This window comes from Enterobacter sp. RHBSTW-00318 (genome assembly GCF_014101375.1).
Lineage (GTDB): Bacteria > Pseudomonadota > Gammaproteobacteria > Enterobacterales > Enterobacteriaceae > Enterobacter > Enterobacter ludwigii.
The window spans coordinates 4,048,421-4,071,505 of the sequence record NZ_JABXQH010000001.1 but is presented as its reverse complement, the minus strand read 5'-3'; the positions used below and the strand labels follow the sequence as shown (position 1 = coordinate 4,071,505).

Annotated in this window: 21 protein-coding genes; 7 read left to right on the top strand and 14 right to left on the bottom strand. The window is 57.5% G+C overall.

Features of this window, described 5'->3' with window-relative positions:
* Positions 1-64 precede the first annotated feature (64 nt).
* The 4 genes from HV157_RS20130 (at position 65) to nudI (ending at position 5,440) form a co-directional block, all read left to right on the top strand.
* Complete coding sequence (locus tag HV157_RS20130; protein ID WP_014171284.1) at positions 65-1,468, top strand: TolC family outer membrane protein; 1,404 nt, start codon at positions 65-67, stop codon at positions 1,466-1,468.
* On the top strand, positions 1,465-3,663 hold the full coding sequence (locus HV157_RS20125; protein WP_047356649.1) for a type I secretion system permease/ATPase: 2,199 nt from the start codon (positions 1,465-1,467) through the stop codon (positions 3,661-3,663). Before HV157_RS20130 ends, HV157_RS20125 begins: the two co-directional genes overlap by 4 nt.
* A gap of 10 nt (positions 3,664-3,673) precedes the next feature.
* Complete coding sequence (locus tag HV157_RS20120) at positions 3,674-4,843, top strand: HlyD family efflux transporter periplasmic adaptor subunit (RefSeq protein WP_086462978.1); 1,170 nt, start codon at positions 3,674-3,676, stop codon at positions 4,841-4,843.
* A gap of 171 nt (positions 4,844-5,014) precedes the next feature.
* On the top strand, positions 5,015-5,440 hold the full coding sequence (gene nudI / locus HV157_RS20115) for a nucleoside triphosphatase NudI (RefSeq protein ID WP_063925506.1): 426 nt from the start codon (positions 5,015-5,017) through the stop codon (positions 5,438-5,440).
* On the opposite strand, the gene HV157_RS20110 is transcribed toward nudI, so the two are convergent.
* A complete protein-coding gene (locus HV157_RS20110; RefSeq protein WP_181012593.1) occupies positions 5,412-6,170 on the bottom strand; it encodes a helix-turn-helix transcriptional regulator in 759 nt (252 codons plus the stop codon). The genes nudI and HV157_RS20110 overlap by 29 nt on opposite strands.
* 69 nt (positions 6,171-6,239) lie before the next feature.
* Between HV157_RS20110 and HV157_RS20105 the strand changes: the two genes are divergently transcribed.
* The gene (locus tag HV157_RS20105; protein ID WP_160890554.1) at positions 6,240-6,659 is read left to right on the top strand and encodes a nuclear transport factor 2 family protein; all 420 of its coding nucleotides are present in this window, start codon (positions 6,240-6,242) and stop codon (positions 6,657-6,659) included.
* Between the two features lie 2 nt (positions 6,660-6,661).
* Here the strand turns inward: HV157_RS20105 and HV157_RS20100 are convergent, their stop codons facing one another.
* From HV157_RS20100 to HV157_RS20090, 3 genes are all read right to left on the bottom strand, one after another.
* Positions 6,662-7,180: a DUF6622 family protein gene (locus HV157_RS20100; protein ID WP_182268871.1), complete on the bottom strand. Its 519-nt coding sequence runs from the start codon at positions 7,178-7,180 to the stop codon at positions 6,662-6,664.
* An 85-nt stretch (positions 7,181-7,265) separates the two neighbouring features.
* Complete coding sequence (locus HV157_RS20095; protein ID WP_182268870.1) at positions 7,266-8,447, bottom strand: PLP-dependent aminotransferase family protein; 1,182 nt, start codon at positions 8,445-8,447, stop codon at positions 7,266-7,268.
* A gap of 66 nt (positions 8,448-8,513) precedes the next feature.
* On the bottom strand, positions 8,514-9,422 hold the full coding sequence (locus HV157_RS20090; RefSeq protein ID WP_032678815.1) for a LysR family transcriptional regulator: 909 nt from the start codon (positions 9,420-9,422) through the stop codon (positions 8,514-8,516).
* Between the two features lie 97 nt (positions 9,423-9,519).
* Between HV157_RS20090 and HV157_RS20085 the strand changes: the two genes are divergently transcribed.
* Positions 9,520-10,122, top strand: a complete 603-nt coding sequence (locus tag HV157_RS20085; protein ID WP_025203409.1) for a short chain dehydrogenase — start codon at positions 9,520-9,522, stop codon at positions 10,120-10,122.
* Here the strand turns inward: HV157_RS20085 and HV157_RS20080 are convergent.
* The 5 genes from HV157_RS20080 to HV157_RS20060 form a co-directional block, all read right to left on the bottom strand.
* Positions 10,116-10,850, bottom strand: coding sequence for a class I SAM-dependent methyltransferase (locus HV157_RS20080; protein ID WP_182268869.1), 735 nt, complete (start codon positions 10,848-10,850; stop codon positions 10,116-10,118). The genes HV157_RS20085 and HV157_RS20080 overlap by 7 nt on opposite strands.
* 73 nt (positions 10,851-10,923) lie before the next feature.
* The gene (locus HV157_RS20075; protein WP_182268868.1) at positions 10,924-11,922 is read right to left on the bottom strand and encodes a transketolase family protein; all 999 of its coding nucleotides are present in this window, start codon (positions 11,920-11,922) and stop codon (positions 10,924-10,926) included.
* Positions 11,922-12,767, bottom strand: a complete 846-nt coding sequence (locus tag HV157_RS20070) for a transketolase (RefSeq protein ID WP_020883879.1) — start codon at positions 12,765-12,767, stop codon at positions 11,922-11,924. The genes HV157_RS20075 and HV157_RS20070 overlap by 1 nt, the downstream gene beginning before the upstream one ends.
* Positions 12,768-12,779: 12 nt before the next feature.
* Positions 12,780-13,529 carry a glucose 1-dehydrogenase gene (locus HV157_RS20065; protein WP_014171297.1) on the bottom strand — a complete coding sequence of 250 codons (750 nt, stop codon included), beginning with the start codon at positions 13,527-13,529 and terminating at the stop codon, positions 12,780-12,782.
* Positions 13,530-13,564: 35 nt separating this feature from the next.
* Positions 13,565-14,896: an MFS transporter gene (locus tag HV157_RS20060; RefSeq protein ID WP_182268867.1), complete on the bottom strand. Its 1,332-nt coding sequence runs from the start codon at positions 14,894-14,896 to the stop codon at positions 13,565-13,567.
* 281 nt (positions 14,897-15,177) lie between these two features.
* Here HV157_RS20060 and HV157_RS20055 point away from each other — a divergent pair, with 281 nt between their 5' ends.
* Complete coding sequence (locus HV157_RS20055) at positions 15,178-16,098, top strand: LysR substrate-binding domain-containing protein (protein WP_020883878.1); 921 nt, start codon at positions 15,178-15,180, stop codon at positions 16,096-16,098.
* Positions 16,099-16,116: 18 nt separating this feature from the next.
* Here the strand turns inward: HV157_RS20055 and HV157_RS20050 are convergent, their stop codons facing one another.
* Genes HV157_RS20050 through fdrA form a run of 5 tightly spaced genes read right to left on the bottom strand, consistent with a single transcriptional unit; the run spans position 16,117 to position 23,020 of the window.
* Positions 16,117-17,496: an amidohydrolase family protein gene (locus HV157_RS20050; RefSeq protein ID WP_182268866.1), complete on the bottom strand. Its 1,380-nt coding sequence runs from the start codon at positions 17,494-17,496 to the stop codon at positions 16,117-16,119.
* Positions 17,497-17,512: 16 nt separating this feature from the next.
* Positions 17,513-18,463, bottom strand: a complete 951-nt coding sequence (locus HV157_RS20045) for a carbamate kinase family protein (protein WP_182268865.1) — start codon at positions 18,461-18,463, stop codon at positions 17,513-17,515.
* A gap of 44 nt (positions 18,464-18,507) precedes the next feature.
* The gene (locus tag HV157_RS20040) at positions 18,508-20,052 is read right to left on the bottom strand and encodes a hypothetical protein (protein ID WP_047742219.1); all 1,545 of its coding nucleotides are present in this window, start codon (positions 20,050-20,052) and stop codon (positions 18,508-18,510) included.
* Positions 20,053-20,063: 11 nt separating this feature from the next.
* Complete coding sequence (locus HV157_RS20035) at positions 20,064-21,479, bottom strand: DUF1116 domain-containing protein (RefSeq protein WP_032680426.1); 1,416 nt, start codon at positions 21,477-21,479, stop codon at positions 20,064-20,066.
* Positions 21,479-23,020: an acyl-CoA synthetase FdrA gene (fdrA, locus tag HV157_RS20030; RefSeq protein WP_032680425.1), complete on the bottom strand. Its 1,542-nt coding sequence runs from the start codon at positions 23,018-23,020 to the stop codon at positions 21,479-21,481. Before fdrA ends, HV157_RS20035 begins: the two co-directional genes overlap by 1 nt.
* Positions 23,021-23,085: the final 65 nt, after the last annotated feature.

The window sequence follows — 23,085 nt, the reverse complement described above, 5'->3', positions numbered from 1 at the left end:
TGACCCGGGCGCACAGCGCCCGGGCATAAACAATAAAGCAGTACATTTTTATTAGGGATAAGACATGGGAATGAAGATGCCTTACTGGTGGCTCTCGTGCTGCCTGATATCTGTGCCCGCCCTCTCCGCGACGCCGGCGGCGATGATCAATACCGGACAACTCCGTGAAACGCAGGAACTCCCCTCTCTGAATGGCCGCGTGGCACCTGTCGTCGGCAAGGCTGCCCCCGGCACGCTGCAGCTTGGCGAAGCCGTCAACCGCGCCGTCACCTGGCACCCGGCCATCAGTGAAGCCGTGGGGAAACTCTACCAACAAAGCGAAGAGGTGGACGTCGCCAAATCGAAATACTATCCGCAAATTAATGCCGGCATGGATAACGGTTATACCCACGACGGCGACGATAATGGCTTTACTCCGTCGCTGGTGCTCTCCCTCTCACAAATGCTGTACGACTTTGGCAAGGTGGCAAGCCAAGTGCGTGCGGAAAGTGCCGGCGTCGCCCAGCAGCAGGCCAACGTGCTGGTCAGCATCGACACCATCGCTCACGATACCGCCATCGCGATGGTGCAGGTGCAAACCTGGCAGCAAATGGTCGACACCGCCAAAGAGCAGCTTGAGGCGCTCTCTTCGATTGGTACCCTCACCCGCCAGCGTAATGACGAAGGGGCCACCTCACTCTCTGACGTAGTGCAGACCGATGCACGTATCGAAGGCGCGCGCGCCCAGCTGATGCAGTACCAGGCCAGCCTCGACAGCGCCCGTGCCACGTTGATGAGCTTCCTTGGCTGGAACACCCTCAACACGATCAGCAACGATTTTCCACAAAAGCTGGCCCGCAGCTGCGACATTGCCGAGCCGGACGATCGTCTGGTCCCGGCAGTATTAGCCGCCTGGGCGCAGGCTAACGTCGCCCAGGCCAATCTCGACTACGCCGACGCCCAGATGACACCGACCGTCTCGCTGGAGCCGGAGGTGCGCCACTACCTGAACGAACGCTATGCGGGTAACGAAACGCGGGATCGCACCCAATACTCTGCATGGGTGAAAGTGCAGATGCCGCTCTATCAGGGCGGCGGCCTCACCGCCCGGCGTAACGCCGCAGGCCACGCGGTAGAAGCCGCACAGTCCACCATTCAGCGTACCCGCCTCGAGGTACGCCAGAAACTGCTGGAGTCGCGCAGCCAGGTATTAAGCCTGCTGAGCACGCTGCAGATTCAGGGCCGTCAGGAGGCGCTCAGCGCCCGCACCCGTGAACTCTATCAGCAGCAATATCTCGATCTGGGTTCGCGCCCGCTGCTCGATGTGCTTAACGCCGAGCAGGAGGTCTATCAGGCGCGTTTTACCCAGCAGCAGACCCTCGGACAGTTGCACCAGCTGCAGCTCAACTGCCTCTATAACACCGGGCAATTGCGTCACGCGTTCGATCTTGATAACCGCACCATCCAGACCGTGGAGATCCAGCCATGAAGCAACGCGATATCCCGCAAGGTGAGACCATGACGGATGAGGCCCTGGCGCAGTGGGCGCAGGCCTTTGGTTTTGTCGCCACGCGCTACCGCGTCGCCTGCTCCCCCGGTGCGCTGCTCGCGGGCGCGCCGTGGCTAAAAGGCAAACCGATGGTGCCTGCACTGACTCAGCTGGCCCGTGAAGCAGGGCTGTCGTTTCAGCTGCTGACGGCGGATCAGCAGGCGATCAACAGCTGGCGTCTGCCGGTCGTGGCGGCAATGAACGACGGCAGGATCGGCGTGATCGAACATTTCGATGGCGACGATACGCTGGAGGTCAGCTTTTTCGACGATCAGACCTACACCAACCGGCTTTCGATGACCGCCATGCTGCCCGCCATCCGCCACGTCATTGCCCTGCGCCCACTGGCCGCGCTGAAAGACAGCCGCGTGGATGCCTATATTTCGAAATACCGTCCGGACTGGCTTTACCGGCTGGTAATGCGCGACTTGCGCCCCTACAGCTGGGTGATGCTCGCCGCGCTGTTCATTAACGTCCTGTCCCTGTCGGGGATTGTCTTTTCCATGCAGGTGTATGACCGGGTGATCCCCGCGCAGTCCTACCCGACGCTGTATGTCCTGACTATCGGCGTGCTGATCGCCACCCTGTTTGGCTTTGTGCTGCGCGTGGCACGCGGGCACATTATGGATCTGCTGGGTAAACGCTCCGATCTGCGCGTATCGGATCGGGTCTTCGGTCACGCCCTGCGGCTGCGCAACAGCGCCATCCCTCGCTCGACCGGCAGCTTTATCTCCCAGCTACGCGAGCTGGAGCAGATCCGCGAGATGGTCACCTCCTCCACCATCTCCACAATTGTCGATCTGCCCTTCTTTTTCCTGTTCGTGGTGGTGCTGGCAATCATCGCTCCCCAACTGGCGTGGATCGCACCGGTCGCCGCGGTGATCATGGTCCTGCCCGGTCTGCTGCTGCAGAAAAAGCTGGCAGAGCTCGCGAAGCAGTCGGCGCACGAATCCACCCTGCGCAATGCCGTGCTGGTGGAGAGCGTGCAGGGGCTGGAGGACATAAAGCTGATGCAGGCGGAAAACCGCTTTTTGCAGCAGTGGAACAGCTACATCCAGATCACCGCTGAATCTGGCCTGCGCACCCGTGAACTGACCCAGAACCTGATCAGCTGGGGAATGACGATTCAGAGCCTGGTCTATGCCGGGGTGATCGTGGTCGGTGCGCCGATGGTGATCGACGGCACGCTGACGACCGGTTCGGTGGTCGCCGCCTCAATGCTGGCCTCGCGCATGATCGCTCCGATGGCCACCCTGTGCGGCGTGCTGGCGCGCTGGCAGCAGGTCAAAGCGGCGAAAGAGGGACTGGACAGCATCATGCAGCTCCCCACAGAAAACCAGCGTGAGGAGACGCCGATCCGCCAGGATGTACTGCGCGGTCACTATCTTTTCGAGCAGGCACAGTTCCGCTATCACCCGGAAGATCCGCGCATGGCCCTGCGCATTAACCGTCTGGAGATTAAGCCAGGTGAAAAAGTGGCGATCCTCGGGCGTAACGGCGCCGGAAAATCGACCCTGCTGCAGGCGATGGCGGGCGGAATGGATCTCGCCGGCGGTGAATTGCGGCTCGATAACTTCAGCCTCCCGCACCTCGATGTCGCCGATGTCCGGCGCAACGTCGGCTTTATGACCCAGAACGCCCGGCTCTTTTACGGCACCCTGCGCGAAAACATCACCCTCGGCATGCCGCGCGCCACCGATGAGGAGATTTTCGAGGTGCTGGAGTTAACCGGCGCTGCGGGCTTTGTGCAGAAACTGCCGAAGGGTCTGGACTACCCAATTATGGAGAACGGCGTGGGGTTATCCGGCGGCCAGCGGCAATCCATTCTGCTGGCGCGCATGCTGCTTCGCGACCCCAATATTGTGCTGATGGATGAACCGACTGCGTCGCTCGATGAGCACACCGAGCGGGAATTTATCCAGCGTCTGAGCGCCTGGCTTGGCAACCGCACCCTGATTGTCGCCACGCATCGCGTGCCGGTGCTGGAACTGGTGGAGCGGGTCGTGGTGCTCAAAGAGGGAATGCTGGTGATGGACGCGCCGAAAGCGCAGGCGCTGAACAACAGCCGCATGCAGCAACAGCAGCAGCAGGCAGCAACCGGACGGGAGTGGAAAAATGAAAATCAGTCAGCGTGACGTCGCCGCAATGGACGACCTGGACAATGCGCTCGACTCCGAAAGCGGCTACACCGGTGCGCGGCGGATTGTTATCTTCTCTTTACTGATGTTCGTGGTACTTGGCGTCTGGGCGTGGTTTGGCGTGCTGGATGAAGTCTCAACCGGCACGGGCAAAGTGATCCCCAGTTCGCGCGAGCAGGTTTTACAGTCGCTCGACGGGGGGATCCTCACCGAGCTGAACGTCCATGAGGGTGACCAGGTGCAGGCCGGACAAGTGCTGGCGCGACTCGATCCCACGCGTTCAGAATCTAACGTTGGTGAAAGCGCGGCGCGCTACCGTGCCTCGCTGGCCTCCAGCGTGCGACTGTACGCCGAGGTAAACGATCTGCCGCTGAAATTTCCCCCTTCGCTGGCGAAGTGGACCGATCTGACCGCTGCCGAAACCCGGCTCTATAATTCACGCCGTGCGCAGCTGGAAGATACCCAGCGGGAGCTGCGTGCGGCATTGGATCTTGCGAATAAGGAGCTGGCGATCACTCAGCGTCTGGTGAAAACCGGCGCCGCCAGCCACGTGGAGGTACTGCGCCTGCAGCGGCAGAAAAGCGATCTGGAGCTGAAACTCACCGACGTGCGATCCCAGTACTATGTTCAGGCCCGCGAGGCGTTATCCAAGGCCAACGCTGAAGTGGATATGGTCTCGGCGATCCTCAAAGGCCGCGAGGATTCAGTGACCCGCTTAACGGTGAAATCTCCGGTGCGCGGGATCGTGAAAAACATCAAAGTCACCACCATCGGTGGCGTCATCCCGCCTAACGGCGAGCTGATGGAGATTGTACCGGTGGACGATCACCTGCTGATCGAAACCCGCCTCTCCCCGCGCGATATCGCCTTTATCCACCCGAATCAGGAAGCGCTGGTAAAAATCACCGCCTACGATTACGCCATTTATGGCGGACTGCACGGCGTGGTTGAAACCATTTCGCCGGACACTATTCAGGACGAAGCCAAGCCGGAAGTGTTCTATTACCGGGTATTTATCCGCACCAGCCAGGATTACCTGGTGAATAAAGCAGGCAGGCACTTCTCAATCGTGCCGGGGATGATTGCGACGGTGGACATTAAAACCGGTGAGAAAACGGTACTGGATTACATGATCAAGCCGTTCAACCGGGCGAAAGAGGCGCTGCGAGAGCGCTAATCACTGGCGGTTTGTTTGTCCGGCCCTCTGCCCGTGGAAGAGGGCCGGAGTCATGGCATCCGTAACCCGCAACAATACCGCTTAACCCAGCGGCGAAAGTCTGACCTCGTTTACCTTTTCCCTTTCCGCCTTCTGTTAAAATAGCCCAAACTCATTTTTCAGGAAGAAACCATGCGTCAACGAACTATTGTCTGCCCCATCATTCAGAACGACGGGGCGTATCTGCTGTGCAAAATGGCCGATGACCGCGGCGTATTTCCCGGCCAGTGGGCGTTATCGGGCGGCGGGATGGAGCCGGGAGAAACCATGGAGCAGGCGCTGCGCCGTGAAATTCGCGAAGAGCTGGGCGACGTGCTGGAGATCACGGAGGTCAAACCCTGGGCGTTTCGCGATGACATTCGGGTGAAAACCTATGCCGATGGCACCACGGAAGAGATTTATATGATTTACCTGATTTTCGACTGCATCAGCACAAATCGGCAGGTAACGTTTAACGACGAGTTTCAGGAGGTTGCCTGGGTCCGCCCGGAAGCAATTAAAGCACTGGATCTGAACGAAGCCACGCGCATTACCTTCGCACAGAAGGGGCTTCTTTAAGCGCCCACTGCCCGGGCGTTTTGCCGGTAAAGGCCCTGAAAACCTCAATAAACGCGCTGATACTGTTGTAGCCGCACGACAGCGCGATCCAGCCAACCGGTTTACCTGCTGCCAGCCACTCCATTGCCCGCATTACGCGGGCAAGTTGCCGCCAGTTAACAACGTTCATTCTCGTTTCCGCGCTAAACCGACGGTGGAATGTCCGCACGCTCATTCCCGCAAGGGAGGCATAGTGCTCAACCGTCTGGTTGTCGTCCACACGTTGCATTAGATGGCTGGCTACCTTCTTTAATCGGGGATCGGCTGGCATGGGCAGCAGATAGCGCACCTGACGGCCCCGCGCCAGTTCATCCAGCAGCAGGGTGAGCTTTCGCGGATCGTACCCGCTTCCTTCAGCGTTTAAGCGTGAAAACAGCGCGCTGGTGAGCTCGTCGGGTTCGAAAAGCGTCGTTTCACCGGGCAGCGCTTCACACCCTGCGGGATCCAGATAGATCGCACGACCGTCAATCGCACTCCCGGAAAAGGCAGCATGCTCCTGACCGGGCGGGATCCAGCCGATATGTTGCGCCGGTACAACCGAACGCCCAGACGCTGTTTCGACAACCAGCAGACCCGTCGTAATCCGCCAGAGCTGACCGGCCTGATGGCTGTGCCACGGCGTATGGTATCCACCTGGATGCAAAAGTGTCTCGAAGCTGACCACGTTATTTGGCCGAAAATCGGTATTCATTGGCTTATTACAGAAACTAAGTCTCTGTCTGTCAAGGATAATGGCGGCTCAACGCAACGAGGAGTCACCATGAACATCATCACCCGCCTGATTACCCAGTCTGACAATGCTATTTTGCGTGAGGAAATGTCCCGTTTACTGACCCGCCTGTTTAAAGGCGAGATTGATCCGAAAGACGTTTTTTCGCCAGAGTATCAGCAGATCACGGACGGTCACTCTCTTGATTATTCTGGCTTTATTCAGCACCTGGAGCACGTGCGTTCGCAGATCCGCGATATCGCCTTCCGCGTGGAACAGATAGGGTGTCATGACACACTGCTGGCTGACCGGCATATCGTGACCGTCACGTATCCCGAAGGCCATCAGGCTGAAATAGAGGTTTATATGTTTGCCACGCTGTGCGCAGGAAAAATCTGCCGGATCCACGAAGTCACGCGAGTAGCCAACGGTGAAGCTTCTGCTCGCGCGCTGGCCCATGCAACGGGCTAACGTTACTCAGCCGGTTGCGGTGCGCCGCTGAGATACACACTCACATAGCGCGTAAACTTCCCGATAAACACCCCGGCAAATACCCCGCCGGAGACTATCGCCAGCGCGCTCATGGCGGGCTGCTGCAACGTCTGGGGAGAGAGGGCGTTCATCACCCCCAGCACGTATTTCACCCCAAATGCCAGCATCATAAACGGCAGTGCCGTGTAGTCCGGCTGGCGATAAAGGGTGCGCGGCGCGTCGGTGCGGGTGATGACCGTCTGCTTAATCAGCACATACCCCAGCGCCGCGCCCGCCACAATCCCCGCAACCCAAAGGGCCACCGTCGCGAGAGTAAGATCGCGATAGACCAACAGATCGTAGATATCCCAGATAAGAAAGATGGCAGGAATGATGGCCAGCCTTTCCAGCGTAACGGTGGCAGGCTTACGGGCATTGAGGCCGCGTGAGATAAGGAAGATAAACAGAACCCACACCCAGACGGGGGTGTGCGTGAGGATACCGATCAGAAATTCAAACATGGGATTCACCATGAACGCTTGCGGCGCTGGCCGCACTGCACAAGTAATGCGCATAACAGCACAGGTGCCATTATGCGCAGGTCTGTTACAGCGATTTTTTCAGGCGACGAACCGCCTCTTTCAGCTCTTCATCGGTTGGCGTGACAAACGACATGCGCAGCGTCGTATGGTCTGGCTCATTGCAATAGAAGAACTCACCCGGCACAAAAACCACACCGTTGCTTAACGTTTTTTCCAGCCAGCGCGTGGTGTTGATGCCATTGTTCATTTTGGCCCACAGGAACATTCCGCCCTTCGGCTTATGGAACGACATGACATCACCCAGTTCCGCCTCCAGTTCATTTGCAAAGGTCTGGTATTTCTGGCGGTAGGCTTCACGGATCATTTTAATCTGATCGGCCAGACGACCGGTTTTCAGGTACTCGTAGGTCATCAGCTGTGACAGCGTGCTGGTGTGCAGATCGGTGGTTTGCTTGAGATTAACCACCGCGCGTTTCAGCCACTCCGGTACCAGCACCCAGCCCACACGAGTGCCCGGCGCGAGGATTTTGGAGAAGGTCGAGGTATAGACGACGTTCTCTTCATTGCCGATATCTTTGGCATGGGCAATTAACGGGCGGAACACTTCATCGGTATAATTAATTTCACTGTACGGATCGTCTTCGATAATAACGAAGTCATAGCGCTTCGATAATTCCACCAGCTGTTTACGACGCACCTCAGAAAGCGTTACCCCACCCGGGTTACCAAATGTCGGAACAATATAAACCGCCTTGATGGTTTTATTCGCCACCAGTGCTTCAAGTTCATCCACTTTCATTCCGTCGCCATCGGTGCCCACGGATTCAAATTTGGCCTGTGCCAGACCAAATACCTGCAGTGCCGCTAGATACGTTGGACGTTCGACGACGACGGTATCGCCCGGGTTAATTAACGCCCGCGCCAGCACATCGAGAGATTGTTGCGAACCGGACGTAATGACCACGTCATCGGCCTTGCAGGAGATCCCGCGGCCTTCACAGATGAGCTTAATTTCTTCACGCAGCCCCGGGATGCCTTCGGTCAGACCGTACTGAAAAGCTTCACCAAAATGCTGTGATAATACGGCATCAGCGGCAATTTTCAGGCCTTCATGATCGAACAGTGCAGGGTTAGGAATACCGCCACCCAGCGAAATCACCCCGGCCATTTTGCTATGTTTTAATAATTCACGGATGGCAGATGATTGCAGGCCCTGTGCGCTGCTGGCGAGTTTATTCACAGACATTCTTTGCTTACCTTCTTTTTTTATAATGTGCCTAATCTTAGTAGCATAAGTCTGCGGCTTTGATAATTACTTTTCTTCAACTGCATGGCCGAAATATTCCGCGCCCTGCAGAATATGCGCGACAAATTGCGTGAGCTTGGGTAGCGGACGTAAATCCTGGCGCCACAGCAAATGTACCGGTCGTGGCGCAGGCGTGTAGTTCTCCAGTACCTGCACCAGTCTGCCGCTCGCCAGCTCTTCTGCCACCAGCACTTCGGGTTGCAGTAATAATCCCGCCCCCGCTCTCGCCGCCATCCGTAGCCCATAGCCATCGTTGCAGCGCAGAATGGCATCGCGCTTCCAGCGCATCTCACCTTCAACCCCCGGCAGCCGCCATTCGTTACGCGCGGTCCACACCGTGTGTGACAGGCAGAGATGATCCGCCAGATCGGCAGGCGTTCGCGGCGTGCCGTAACGCGCCAGATACGCCGGGGCCGCGCAGATCACCATTCGGTACGGGCAGAGGTATTTCGCCACCAGATCGTCGTTATGAATGTCACCAATGCGAATGGCCAGATCGACCCCTTCATCCACCAGATCCACCATCCGGTTGGTCAGATCCAACTCCACGCGCACGTCCGGGTAGCGCTGCAAAAAGGTCGCCGTGAGGGGGGCTATCACACAACCCCCAAACGAGGTGGGCGCAGTGACCCGCAAGGTCCCGGCTGGGGCGGCACGCAGTCGCTCAACCGCGCTTTCGGCGATAGAGACCTGCTCCAGCACCCGCTTCGCCTCGTCGAAATAGACCCGCCCGGCGTCCGTCAGACTTTGACGCCGCGTGTTTCGCTCCAGCAGCCGGGTGCCGAGCTGAGACTCCAGCAACGCAATGTACTTCCCCACCATCACCGCCGACATCTCCAGCCGGCCTGCCGCGCCGGTAAAACTGCCGCTCTCAACGACAGCAATGAAGGTCTCCATGCTGCGAAGCTTATCCATATTCCAAACCCCTGGTTAGCAATCCTCTAACTTTAGCCCAGTTTATCTGAGTTTTGATTTATTAAAGAATGAAGGCTCACAACCTAAGGAGTCAGCTATGAAAATCGTGATTATTGGTGCCAGCGGTACGGTCGGTCGTGCGGTAACAGAAGAGCTGAGCCGTCGCCACGACGTGATCCGCGTGGGTCGCACCCAGGGCGACTACCAGGTGGATATCACCTCTCAGGCAAGCGTCCAGGCATTGTTTGAAAACATCGGTGCGGTGGATGCGATTGTCTCTGCCAGTGGCGGCCTGCACTTCGGCCCGCTCGCGACCATGAAAGACAGCGATTTCAACCAGGGCTTGCAGGATAAGCTGCTGGGACAGGTTCGTCTGGCGTTGACCGGCCAGCATTACCTCAATGAAGGCGGCTCCATCACCCTGATAAGCGGGATCGTGGCGCATGAGCCTATCGCTCAGGGGGTGAATGCCACCACGGTGAACGCCGCTCTGGAAGGGTTTGTCCGCGCTGCGGCCTGTGAACTGCCGCGCGGGATCCGCATCAACCTGATTAGCCCGACGGTACTTACCGAATCAGCGGAAGCGTACGAAGGCTTCTTCCCGGGCTTTGAAAGTGTTCCCGCCGCAACGGTGGCGCAGGCCTATCGTCGCAGCGTGGAAGGAGTGCAGAATGGACGAGTGTATAAAGTGGGTTACTGAGCCTTAGCGGCAGAAATCAGGACCAGCATCGGACGTTCCGCCTCTTCGGCCAGCGCGGGCCATGCATCAATTTGTGCCTGCGTTGGTCCCCATTCGTTCACTTCCGTTATTGTCAGCCCCGCCTTAATAAGCGCATTGAGCGTGGTACCGAGCGTACGGTGATATTTGATCACCCCGTCCGCCAGCCAGTTGCTGACGCGCTCGCCCTCATCCTGATAGCGATTAACGCCCCAGAAACGCTCGCCGTTATCGTCGGTCAGCCAGCCCTGACGTGAGGCGCAGGTGTAAATCGGATGTTCCATTGAAAAGACGAGGCTGCCGCCGGGTTTAAGCGCCCGCCGGATTTTTTCAAACAGGGTCTCCAGCACCGGCAGGTAGTGCAGCGCCAGTGAACTGTAGATCAAATCAACGCTGTTCTCAGGTAACGCCAGAGATGCCAGATCGCTGCGCTGATACTGTATTTGCACGTCGTCCGTCAGTTCAGCCGCCCGGGCGAGCATCTTTTCGGAGAGATCAACGCCGGTCACTTCTGCCGCCCCCAGCGCGCGTGCAGCGCGACAGAACCAACCGTAACCGCAGCCAAGATCGATAACTGACTTGCCGGATAACGGTGGCAGCATGCTTTTCAGCGCAGGCCATTCCGGTGCGCCGTCCAGACCCTGCACCGAACGCGGTAGCCGGGCATAGCCTTCAAAAAACGCCGGGTTGTCGTAGATGTTTTGTGCCATGACGGACTCCTTTATCGCAACAGAGGCGAGGGTAAAACACCCCTCGCCCGTTGACAACATACCCGTCTGAAAATCAGAGCCTGCGCCGGATCTTCTCCACCATGGCGGCAGTCGAAATCCCGTAACGCGCGTGAAGGGTCGGTAGCGCACCCGCATCAAGGAACTCATCCGGCAACGCAACGGTGTCAAAGTCGACGTTAACGCGATGGCGCATCAACAGCGACGCCACGGCTTCACAAAGCCCGCCAACGCTACTGTGGTTTTCAGCCACAATAACCAGACGTCCGGGTTTCGCGGCTTGCGCCAGAATGGTCGCTTCATCCAGGGGCTTAATCGTGGGTGAGTGAAGTACCGCCACGCTGACATTATCCTTGCGCAACTGCTTTGCCGCCTCCAGTGCGCGCATGGTCATCAGCCCTGAGGCGATAATCAGCACATCACTGCCCTCTTCCAGCAGCGCGGCTTTGCCTATTTCAAACCGGTAATTGTACTGATCCAGCACCACCGGAACCTTACCGCGTAACAAACGCATATAAACCGGCCCTTCGTGGCTGGCAATGGCAGGCACCGCCTGTTCGGTGTCAATCGCATCGCAAGGATCGATAATGGTCATGCCCGGAATGCCGCGCATGATCGCAATATCTTCCGTTGCCTGATGGCTTGGCCCGTAGCCGGTGGTCAACCCCGGCAGCGCGGCGCAAATCTTGACGTTGAGGTGTTCCTCAGCAATGACCTGATGAATAAAATCGTAGGCACGGCGGGTGGCGAACACGGCATAGGTGGTGGCAAAGGGAATAAAGCCCTCTTTAGCCATCCCACCTGCCGCCCCCATTAACAGCTGTTCCGCCATTCCCATCTGGAAGAAACGTTCAGGGTATGCCTGAGCAAAGATATGCAGGTCGGTATATTTCGATAAATCTGCCGTCATGCCGACAATGTTCTGGCGCTGAGCCGCCAGTTTCACCAGCGCGTGGCCAAACGGCGCGGCCCGGGTTTCCTGCCCTTCCTCTGCAATTGAGGCAATCATGGCGGAGGTGGTTAAACGCGGTTTATTTTCGACGGGCTGGCTCATTACAGGACTCCTTCTGGTTTATTCGCATCGAGCACGGCGAGCGCCTGTTGCCACTCATCGGCATCCACGCGAATAAAATGGTTCTTGTCACGCTGCTCGAGGAAAGGCACGCCCTTGCCCATCAGCGTGTCGCACAAGATGACGCGCGGCTGTTGTTCGGGATAGCGTCTGGCATTATCAAACGCCGACACCAGCGCGGGGATATCGTTACCGTTAACGCGTTGTACATACCAGCCAAAGGAGGTCCACTTATCTTCCAGCGGCTCAAAACCGAGGATGTTATGTGAATTACCGTCCGCCTGTTGCCGGTTAATGTCCACCAGCACAATCAGGTTCGAGAGCCCATGATGCGCGGCTGACATGGCGGCTTCCCAGGTTGAACCTTCGTCCAGCTCACCGTCAGACATGGAGTTAATTACCCACGCCGTGCTCTGTTTATGTTTCAGCCCCAGCGCCATTCCCACACCAATGCTGAGTCCCTGCCCCAGAGAACCGCCGGAGATCTCCATGCCGGGTGTATACGTTGCCATGCCGGACATCGGCAGGCGGCTGTCATCCGAGCCGTAGGTTTCAAGTTCCTCTTCAGGAACGATCCCCGCCTCGATCAGCGCCGCATAATACGCAATGGCGTAATGTCCGTGGGAGAGCAGGAAGCGGTCGCGGCCTTCCCACTCCGGCTCCTGAGCCCTGAAGGTCATACCGTGCGCAAACGCAGTTGCCAGCACGTCGGCATAGCCCAGCGCCTGACCGATATAGCCCTGACCTTGTACTTCGCCCATTCGCAGCGCGTAGCGGCGAATGCGCCACGCGGCCGCGGCAACCTGTTGAACTGTCGTATTCGTCATTCTCGTCTCCCCTTAATGGATCAGCATGCCGCCGTTCACGTCGAGCGTGATACCGGTGGAATAAGAAGAGAGATCGCTGCCCAGGAACAGCGCGGCACGGGCAACATCCTGTGCATCACCAAGACGGTTGAGCGGAATACCCGCCAGAATGGCGGTTTTCATCTCATCGCTCAGCTTGCCAGCGGTGATGTCCGTCTGGATAAGCCCCGGGGTGATGCAGTTCACGCGCACGTTATCCGGCCCAAGCTCACGGGCCATGGCTTTGGCTAGTCCCAGCACGCCGGCTTTTGCAGCGCTGTAGTGCGGGCCGCCAAAAATACCGCCGCCGCGCTGTGCCGAAACTGAAGAGATACAGACAATGCTGCCGGACTTCTGCGCGCGCAGAGTGGGAATCACCGCCTGGGACATCAGCAGCGTACCGCGCAGGCTGACATCCAGTACGGCATCGTAATTGTCGCGCTTAATATCCATCAGTTTGAGCGGCTGGGTTATCCCGGCGTTATTCACCAGAATGTCGATGCGCCCATATTTACCCAGAACCTGCTCAATGGCTGCGTTCACCTGCAACTCGTTGCTGACGTTTGCCGCAAGCCCCAGATGCCCTTCACCCAGACATGCAGCCGCACGCTGGCTGGCCTCGGCATCTAAATCAATAATGACCACTTTCGCGCCCTGCTCGGCATATAATTTTGCCGTGGCGAAACCCAAACCGCGCACAGAAGCCGCGCCGGTAATCACGGCGACTTTATCTTTCAGAAGCATATATTTCTCCAGTATTGTAAGAGAGGTTTTATTTATTATTTCGGTTCTTCCAGCAAGATAATCATGACTAATCCAATTGCTGCGCAAATACCGAAATAAATAAAGACAGAATTAAAGCTTCCAGTTTTATCCAGCAGATAACCTGCCAGCATCGGCGAAACAAATCCGCCGAGATTACCGCCGCTATTAATAATTGATGCGGCGATGGGATACGTTTTGCTGTCCGCAACGGCCATTCCATAAGCGGTGAAGGCGGGCCAGCCTATATTCAGACAGAGACCAACAAAAAAGAGGCCGACACAAACCGCAACGGTGCTTTGCGGGATATTCAGCATGATGACCATCATCAGTACGGTGCTGATGGCTGTAAACATCATGGTCGGTTTACGCCTGCGCCCGAGCCATTTATCGGAGACATAGCCGCCAAAAATCGCGCCGATAAAACCGCCGATACACGGCATACTCGCGACGAGGCCCATGCTCATGAACGTAAAGCCTTTTTCTTTCACCAGATAAAGCGGTATCCAGGTCAGCAGGCCATACAGCACGCTGACCATCATGAAGTAGGCCACACAGTCACCGAGAATATTTTTCGATGTGAACAGACCTTTTACCGTGCTGATGGGCGACAGATCCCGTACGCGGATCAGACGGTCAAGGCGGGAGAAGCCGGGGGAAATCACGATATTTTCCCGTCTGGCATCCGGTGTCGCCTGACCTGCGGTAATGGTCTCCAGTTCGCCCTTTGACACGAAAGGGCTCTCGGAAGGCCGGGTACGTACCAGTAAATACCACAGGACAGCAATGACCAGCCCCGGAATGGCAAAAGAGAAAAAGACCCAGCGCCAGCCCCATGTCATGGCAATCCACACTGCCAGCGGCGGCACCAGGATGGGGGCAAACATGGTGGCAGCGATATAGACGCCGGTCGCCATGGCCTTCTCTTTTGGTGGAAACCAGTTATTGATCGTTGATGCCAACCCCACCGGGCATGGCCCCTCGGTTAACCCCAGCCCGAGGCGGATAAACTTCAGGCCCAGCACTGAGGTCGCAGTCCCCATCAACCAGGTAAACGCCGAGAAGCCAAATATCGACAGCGCCACCATCCCGCGAATGCCCTTTTTGGCGATAAAAAAGCCCGCCGGTATTTGGCTCAGGGCGTATCCCAAAAAGAACATACTGGCGATCGCACCGGCTTCGAAATTATTGATATGAAACTCGTCGATGATAAAAGGAAGTACAGCACCAATATTTGTTCGGTCGGCATAGTTAATGGCATACACAATAAAAATTAATGCCAGCACAACGAAACGGTAATTGGTTTTCTTTGTCGCTATGTAGGGGGCAACTTGTTCTATACGAGACATGTTTTACCTCATTATTCGAACAACGTGAGTCGTTTTATTTATGCGTTCAACGTCAATATATCGGCTATCGAACGAAACACCATTCAATAAAACTCATTTATTGCTGAGATAAATTTGATACGCGATGCAGGTCATAAAAATAAAATGTAACCCTCATCAATATTCATCGATAAAACACTGTGAACAGGATCATGTTTAATCCATTCAGCCGGGTAAAAATTGCTGACGCGATGCCGCAATGTTATGTTTTTTAAAATTGTCTCGTTTAAAAGGAGTGGGCCATGCCCGCGCAGGATCGCCAGACCCTCCCCATACCCTCGCTGCGAAATATTCAGTCCTTTATCGCCGTGGCCAACTCTCTCAGTATCCATCTGGCGGCCGAACAGCTTAACGTCACCGCGTCAGCCGTCAGTCATCAGATCGCCTCGCTGGAATCCTGGATGGGGAAGAAGTTATTTATCCGCAGCGGCAAAGGCGTGACCCTGACCCCGACGGGGGAAAAATATCTGCGCGACGTCTCCGCAGCGATGAGCGCCATCGGCCGTGCAACCGAACAGGTGATGAAAGAGGCCGATAATCCGGTATTGCGCGTTCACTCTTCACCAACGTTTGGCCTGACGTGGTTATTGCGCCGGCTCGGCAAATTTCGCAGTGAATACCCGGATATTACGGTCAATCTTTCCTGCTCCTATGAGAACCTGCAGTTTGCACGCGATAACATCGATATTGATATTCGCCACGGCATCCCGGACTGGGACGCTTACAGGGTCATGACCATTAAAAACGATGCGCTGGTGGTGCTGGCCTCACCGGCATATCTGCGTGCACATCCCGTCAACACGCCGCAGGACCTGCTTTCACAGGCGCTTATCTCGTCGACCAGCACCCTGGTCAACTGGGAAAAATGGTTTGCCTGGCACAATATCGACCGCCCCTGGCTCAACTTCAGCCTGAGTTTTGATCGTTCTTACATGAGCTTTGAAGCCGCGCGCATGGGGCTGGGATTTATTCTGGAAAGCAAGATGATGGCCACCGATCACCTGAACGATGGCTCCCTGGTGCAGGTGCTACCAGATGAAACGGGGATCGCCATTAATGCGCATCATCTGGTGATGCCGCACATGAACGAGCGCACCTGGAAGATCCAGCAGTTTGTTGAATGGATTGATCGCGAGCTGCGTCTGTCGGGGTATCACCTGTAGCAATACCCCGACGTGGCGTCAGGAGACGGTGCCCCACACAAGATGGCCCTTATGGAAGGTCGCGGTACGCGGTGAAATCCGCGCCACGGCCTCGGCGGAACAGGAAGCGTCCACCAGCACAAAGCTGGCATCGTCCTGCGCTTTTGGCCACACGCGCTCGCCTTTGTCGTTCAACGGCAGCACATCACCGGTGGCGATACCCAGCGCGCGGGAGAGCGTCTGTTCATTCGGGCGAATATAGAGCTGGGCGTAAAGATTGGCTTTTTCCAGCATATCGCCCAGCCCATACGGCGACCAGTGGTCAATGACGCTGTCGGTGCCGGTCATGACGAACACCCCCTTGTCACGGAGTTGCTTCAGCGGCATATGCAGGGTGCCAATCGGCACCGTAGAGGCAATGGTCACCTGCTGCGCCGCCATACGGGTGGCGATTTCATCGACCTGCTGCTCGTTGAGCATGGCCAGCGCGAAGGCGTGGCTGATGGTCAGTTTGCCCTTCAGCGCGGGCGTTTTCTCCACGGTCTCTACCATGTAGTTCACCGCCGCGACGCCTGCCGGGCTGGTTTCATGCAGGTGGATGTCCACCCCTTTGTCATAATCCAGCGCAATCTGGAACATCGTGTCGAGGGATTTTTCCATCGCACCGTCCACGTTAGTCGGATCCAGACCGCCCACGTAGTGCGCGCCAGCCTGCATGGCCTCGCGCATCAGCGTTTCGGAGTGCGACAACAGCAAGCCGTGCTGCGGGAAGGCGACAATTTCACAGTCAAACCCCGGCTTGCGGCGCGCTAAGACGGCCTGGAGATTTTCCAGATTCTTCAGGCCAGATGTCGGCTCAATATTGCAGTGGCTGCGGGCGAGGGTGGAGCCTTTCGACTGGATCAGATCGATAAGCTTTTCCGCACGCTCCTGCGTGTAGGGCTGTAACTCTGGCAGCAATTTTTGTTCAAGACGGATCATGTCCTGAATGGTCGTGCCCGCCGGGCGGTTAAGGGAATGCCAGGGACCACCGTAAAAGGTTTTATCCAGGTGGATATGCATGTCGCGCATCGCCGGCAGCATCAGCTTACTGCCTGCATCATAGTGTGGCAGCGTGGCATCGGCATGGCTTTTGTTATCACGCAGGGCGACAATTTTGCCGTCATTAATTTCGAGTGTTTTCAGTTCGGTGCGGGTGCTTATCGCCACGCCGCCGTCAACGTTGAACCCGGCCTCCAGCAGCACGTTATCCAGGTAGTAGTGTCTGGCGGTAATGTTCATCGGTTTGCCTGTCTCACAACGTGGTTTCGCAGTCTCTGCAGCATACGCGACGGAGCCAGTGGTGCCAAACAGGGCGCAGGCGGTAACCATTTTGCCGCTCTGGCTAATAAACTCGCGTCGGCTTTTATTCTCACTCATCTTCTCTTCCTTTTACTTACGCATTCACAATGTGGGTACCGGTCTCACCGCTCAGCGCCGCAGGCAGGCAGTCCGGCGAGGTGATGATCACGCGCTTGCCGCCGTCGTTCAGAAACGCCAGCGAGGCGACGATTTTCGGCAGCATGCTGCCCGCCGGGAAGTGCCCCTCCGCCACGTAGCGTTTCATCTGCGCCACATTCACCGTATCCAGCGCCTGCTGGTCTGGCTTACCAAAGTTGATGCACACTTTCTCCACCCCGGTGGTGATCACCAGCACGTCGGCATGGATCTCGCGGGCCAGCAGCGCGGTCGAGAGATCCTTATCAATCACCGCATCGACGCTCTGGTAATCCCCCTGCGCTGTGCGCACCACCGGAATACCACCACCGCCCGCCCCGATCACCACAAAGCCTTTTTGCGTCAGGGTCTTGATAGCCTCCGCTTCAACGATACGCAGCGGCTGCGGTGAGGCCACCACCCGGCGATAACCGCGCCCGGCGTCTTCAACAAAATGCCAGTCAGGATGGGCACGCTGGAGCGCATCACGCTGCGTCTCACTGAAAAACGCGCCGATAGGTTTGGTGGGATGGGCGAAACCCGGATCGTGTTTATCCACTTCCACCTGCGTGACGACCGTGACCGCTTTTTGCTCGCCGTGGGCGGCCATGCGGTTATTGAGTGCCTGCTGGATCAGGTAGCCGATACCGCCCTGGGTATCCGCCACGCAGTTTGCCAGCGGCGTGAGGGGTAGTCCTTCCCGCTCGTGAGCAATTTCAGCGCGGCGCAGATCCAGCCCCACCTGGGGGCCGTTACCGTGAGTGAGCACGATGTCATAGTCAGACGCCAGCATCTCCAGCACTGACTCTGCAACCAATTTCACGGCCTGTGACTGGTGTTCAATGGACTGACTGGCGTTATCTTTGATAATGCTGTTGCCGCCAATGGCGACGACCATGAGCTCTTTCATAGTGTTTCCTTTGAAATGGTGCGGGGTGAGGACATCAGCCATTATCAGGACTCCGAAACCGGCGCTGCCGCGCTCACCACGTCGCGGCTATCAAGAAAATGCTTCACCACAAACATGCCCCCCATCATCAGGTAGGCCGTGACAAACATCAGCGAACTGCCTTCAGCAAAGCCAACCACTGGCGCGTGGATCACGCCGAACAGCGCCAGCAACGCCCCAACGGCGGCGGCCACGGCTCCGCGCAGCGGTTTGTTGATGATGGCGAAGATAGCGATGCAGCCCCACAGCATGCTGGCGAGCGGTGCGCCGTTACCCAGATGCACCAGTCCCTGGTAGTAGATCCCTTTGCTGTGCAGCACGTCGGTGCCAATTTTCGCCGCACTGGTCCCCGCCGCGCCCATCACGCTGTTCATCATGGTCAGCGCCCAGTTGGCGATCCACGGGAACAGGCAGATGAAGATCACGGGAACCTCCACTTTGGGCGTTTCCCTTACTACCTGGTTGGCGGTCACCACCCCGATAAACACCAGAATCGGCACGATGGCGGTCATCGGTATGATGGCGAGCATAAACGCCCCCAGCCCGAACAGCGGCACGATAAACATGGTCACACCGGAGGCCAGCGTGTAACCAATGCTGGCCCCCATCGCTTTCCAGCCCGCGTGGCCGACGTAAACCGTCACCGGGAACGGGTTACCCATCAGACACCCGAGCATGGAGGCCAGCCCGTTTGCCAGCATCACCTTGCGGGTCGGGTACTCATCCCCCGCCGCGTGGGCGCTTTCGATGTTTTCCAGGTCAAAAATGTAGTTCGCCAGACCCAGCGGGACGGCAGAGGCCAGGTACGGTAATGCGTGCGGCAGTCCCTGCATAAAGCTGTCGACATGCACTTCCGGCGGGTTAAAGCCAAACGACGACATCGAGGCTTTGATGGCCTCCGGGCTTTGCAGACCGGAGATCCACGCCAGCGCGGTACCGGCAATCAGCAAGAGCAGGCCGGTTGGGATTTTGGCGAAGATCGGCTTTTTACCAAACCAGTTAATAAAGATCAGCAGCAGCACGATGAACGACACGGTAGGCGCCTCAAACGCCTGCAGCATCGGGTTCATCGCCAGCAGCAGCAGGCCCAGCCCGGACAGGCACGACAGCAGGACGGTACGCGGGATCATCTTGCGGATGGTTTCCCCCAGGAACGAACCGCCCGCCAGAATCATCGCCTCCACGAAGCACCACACCAGACCAATCTGGATAGCGAAATCCGCATCACCGGTTTGCTGGTAGACCGGCATCAGCACCAGAAAGGTCACGGTGAAAATTGACGGCGCGCTTGGGCCAGACGGCAGCGCGGTGACATCCGTACGCCCGGTCTGGCGCGCCATCTGCAGGCCAAACCACGCGTAGCAGACGCTCGCGACCAGCACCGCCAGCCCGAAGGCTGGCGCAATGCGTCCATAAACAATCTCCTTCGGGATGCCGACGACAAAAATGAGCAGCCCCATCATGGTCAGCAAATTGGTCAGGTTGTTGGTCATCAACCCGAAATACGCCGCCCAGTCACCTCTTTTCCACTCCAGTTTCATGTTTTTCATGGATGCATGCCTTATAAAAAGTAGCGATCGCGGAAGGTCAACAGCGCCTTTTCAAAACAGCTAAACGGCGGGTGAACGATGCCCGCCCCAATCATGCCAATACCTGCGTCTTTGTGGGCAATGGCGGTGTTAATGACCGGCAGAATGCCGCTGCCCGCGACTTTTGTGATGTCGATGGCGGTTGGAATGCCCATAAATGAGAGCAGCGGAATGGTGACGTTCGGGTTTTCACCGAGGGTGATCTCGCGCATCTGACGGGAGAAATCGATGGCTTCATCCACCGTGCCACCCACCAGTGCCACGATCGCCGGGGCTGTGGCCATCGCAAAACCACCGATACCGTAGGTTTCGGTAATGGCGCTGTCGCCAATATCCAGCCCGGAGTCTTCCGGCCTGTAGCCCGCGAACATCGGCCCTATCACCTGCTGCGCCGGGCCGGTGAACCACTGCCCCGGCAGCCCGGAGATGCGCAGGCCGAACTCGTAGCCGTTACGCGCCATGGTGGTGACCACGGTGCTGTATTCAATACCGTGTGCGGCATCCATGGCGGCTTTACACATCGCCATCCACGTCGGGCCGGAGAAGTAATCGCTGCTGGCGACGAACTCAAACACCTCACGCTGCTGTGCCACCGGATACCCGGCCTGAATCAGCCCGGGCGTCAACGCCTGGATCAGCAGCGTGGTGCCGGCGTTGTTGCGGTTATGGCACTCGTCGCCCATGTGCAGCGCCTGGGCCAGCATCAGGCGCAGGTCGATTTCACCAATGATTTTCATGGCATCGCGCAGCATCGGGCCGAGCACGTCACGCATCCAGTTCAGGCGGTCAATAACGCTCTGGTCGTTGGCGCCCATGCGCAGGATCTTCGCCATCTGCTCGCTAAGGTTAGTGAACGCCCGGTTGCCGTAGGTTTTGTTCTCAACGATGTGCATAAACATCGATGCCGAAGTGACGCCCGCCATTGAGCCTACGCAGTCGTGCTCGTGACAGGGCGAGAAGGTGATCGCCCCTGACGCCGCCACGCGCTCCGCGTCGTCGATATCGCGTGCCAGCCCTTCAAACACCAGCGCCCCGGTCACGGCCCCTTTCATTGCGCCACACATGTTTTCCCAGCTGACGGGCGGACCGGCGTGCAGAATGGTGGTGCGGGTCATGCCCGGCACAACGTTGATCGCCTGGTCGTAGCCCACCAGCACCGGATGGGACTGGATAATGCGCTCAAGGGCAATCTTATTGGCGGCGGCGATTTTGTCAGCCAGTGGCGCAAGGGCCAGCTGATCCAGCGCTTCTACAACCTGCAAATTCCCCTGCCCCGGCGGCGTCCAGTCGAGCTGGGTCACGGGGATATGCTGCTTTTTGAGATCCGCACTGAACAGCGCGATACCGACGTTAATCACGTTCAACGGCTGGTTAAATAAGGTCGTCATCAGGCAGTCTCCCCTTTAAAGACAAATTCACGTGCCAGTAATCCGGTGTTGGTGCTGCTGCTCGCCCAGATCACCCCTGCCTCGGTCAGAAGCTGACACTGCTGTGCCAGGGACGGTGAGTCCTGGTCGGTTCCGAGCACATAGCCGAGAATTGCCAGCGGGCGGTTATCGGCTTTCGCCGTCGCCTGCGCCTCTTTTATGGCCTCAAGCATCACGCCAACCGGATCCTCGTGCGCGCCAAAGCCCAGAACAAAGTCCATCACGATCACGCCCACCTCGGGGTCACGCGCCTCCTGCAACAGGCGGCTGATGCGGTTGGTCGGATCGATCATCGGGTGCGGTTTGCCGTGGGTGAAATCGTCATCTCCAAAATCAAGGAAGGTGTGGGCTTTACTGACGTTGATATCGTCCAGCCGTTTCGCCGGGTCGGGTTGAATGTTGCTGTAGACGTCGTCGAACTTTTCCAGCGCGGCGAACATGGCCTCATCGCACAGGGTGCCGCCGCAGAACAGGCCGCGGATGTATTTCTGCTGGGGTGTCAGCCGGGCACGCACCTCTTCGATCAGTGGCCAGTTCAGCGGATGCAGGTCGAGAGACTCTTTTTTCACCCCCGTTAACAGCACGGCCTTCAGCGCCGCCTCTTTGGTGCCACGGGCGAACTGCAGGTTGCCTTCATCAGCCGGCGGCTGATGACGACCGAGGAAACAGACCACCACCGGTTTGCGGCAGGTGCGGGCGCGGGCCAGCACTTTTTCTGCCACCGACGGCGCAGGCGGTTTAGAGATGAGGGTAATCACCTGGGTGGCGTCGTCAGCGTCCAGCATCGCGATGGCATCCAGCATCATCAGGCCACCTATCTTTTCGCTCAGATCGCGCCCGCCGGTGCCAATCAGCTGCGACACGCCGCCGCCGAATTCATGGATCCGCACGCTCAGCTCCTGGCTGCCGGTCCCGGACGCCCCGATAATACCGATCGGTCCGCGGCGCACCGCATTGGCGAAGCACAGCCCGGTACCGTTGATAATGGCCGTGCCGCAGTCCGGCCCCATCATCAGCAGCCCTTTCTGGTGTGCCAGCTGCTTCAGCGCCAGCTCGTCATCAAGGCTGACGTTGTCGGAGAAGAGCATGACGTTGAGATCGTTTTCCAGCGCCTGACGTGCTTCGCGGGCGGCAAACGTGCCGTTTACCGAAATCACCGCCAGGTTGCTCTCAGGACGATGGGTTTTCGCACTGGCAAGGGTGGCATAACGCGCTTCATGGCTCCCGCCGCTCTCCTTGCGGGTGAAAAGCGCTTCGATGGCTGCCAGCGTTTCGTCATTCGCCGCCTCGCCTTTAATCACAATCATTAAGTCGCCGTTTTTGGCATCCGCTAATTCCGGCGTTAATAGCCCGAGATTTTTTAATACGCCTTTGTTCATTTCTGTCGCCATAGCCACAAAAGCCTGCTCAACGCCCGGCAATTTATTGGCCTTCGTAGAAACCGACATCAATGACACCGAGTCAAAATAGGTATTCTTTTTTATGACGATTTTGGTGGGCATTATTTTCTCCTGAATGAGGATAAAAGGGGGCCGCCGTCGTGCAATAGGCACGTCGGTAAAATACT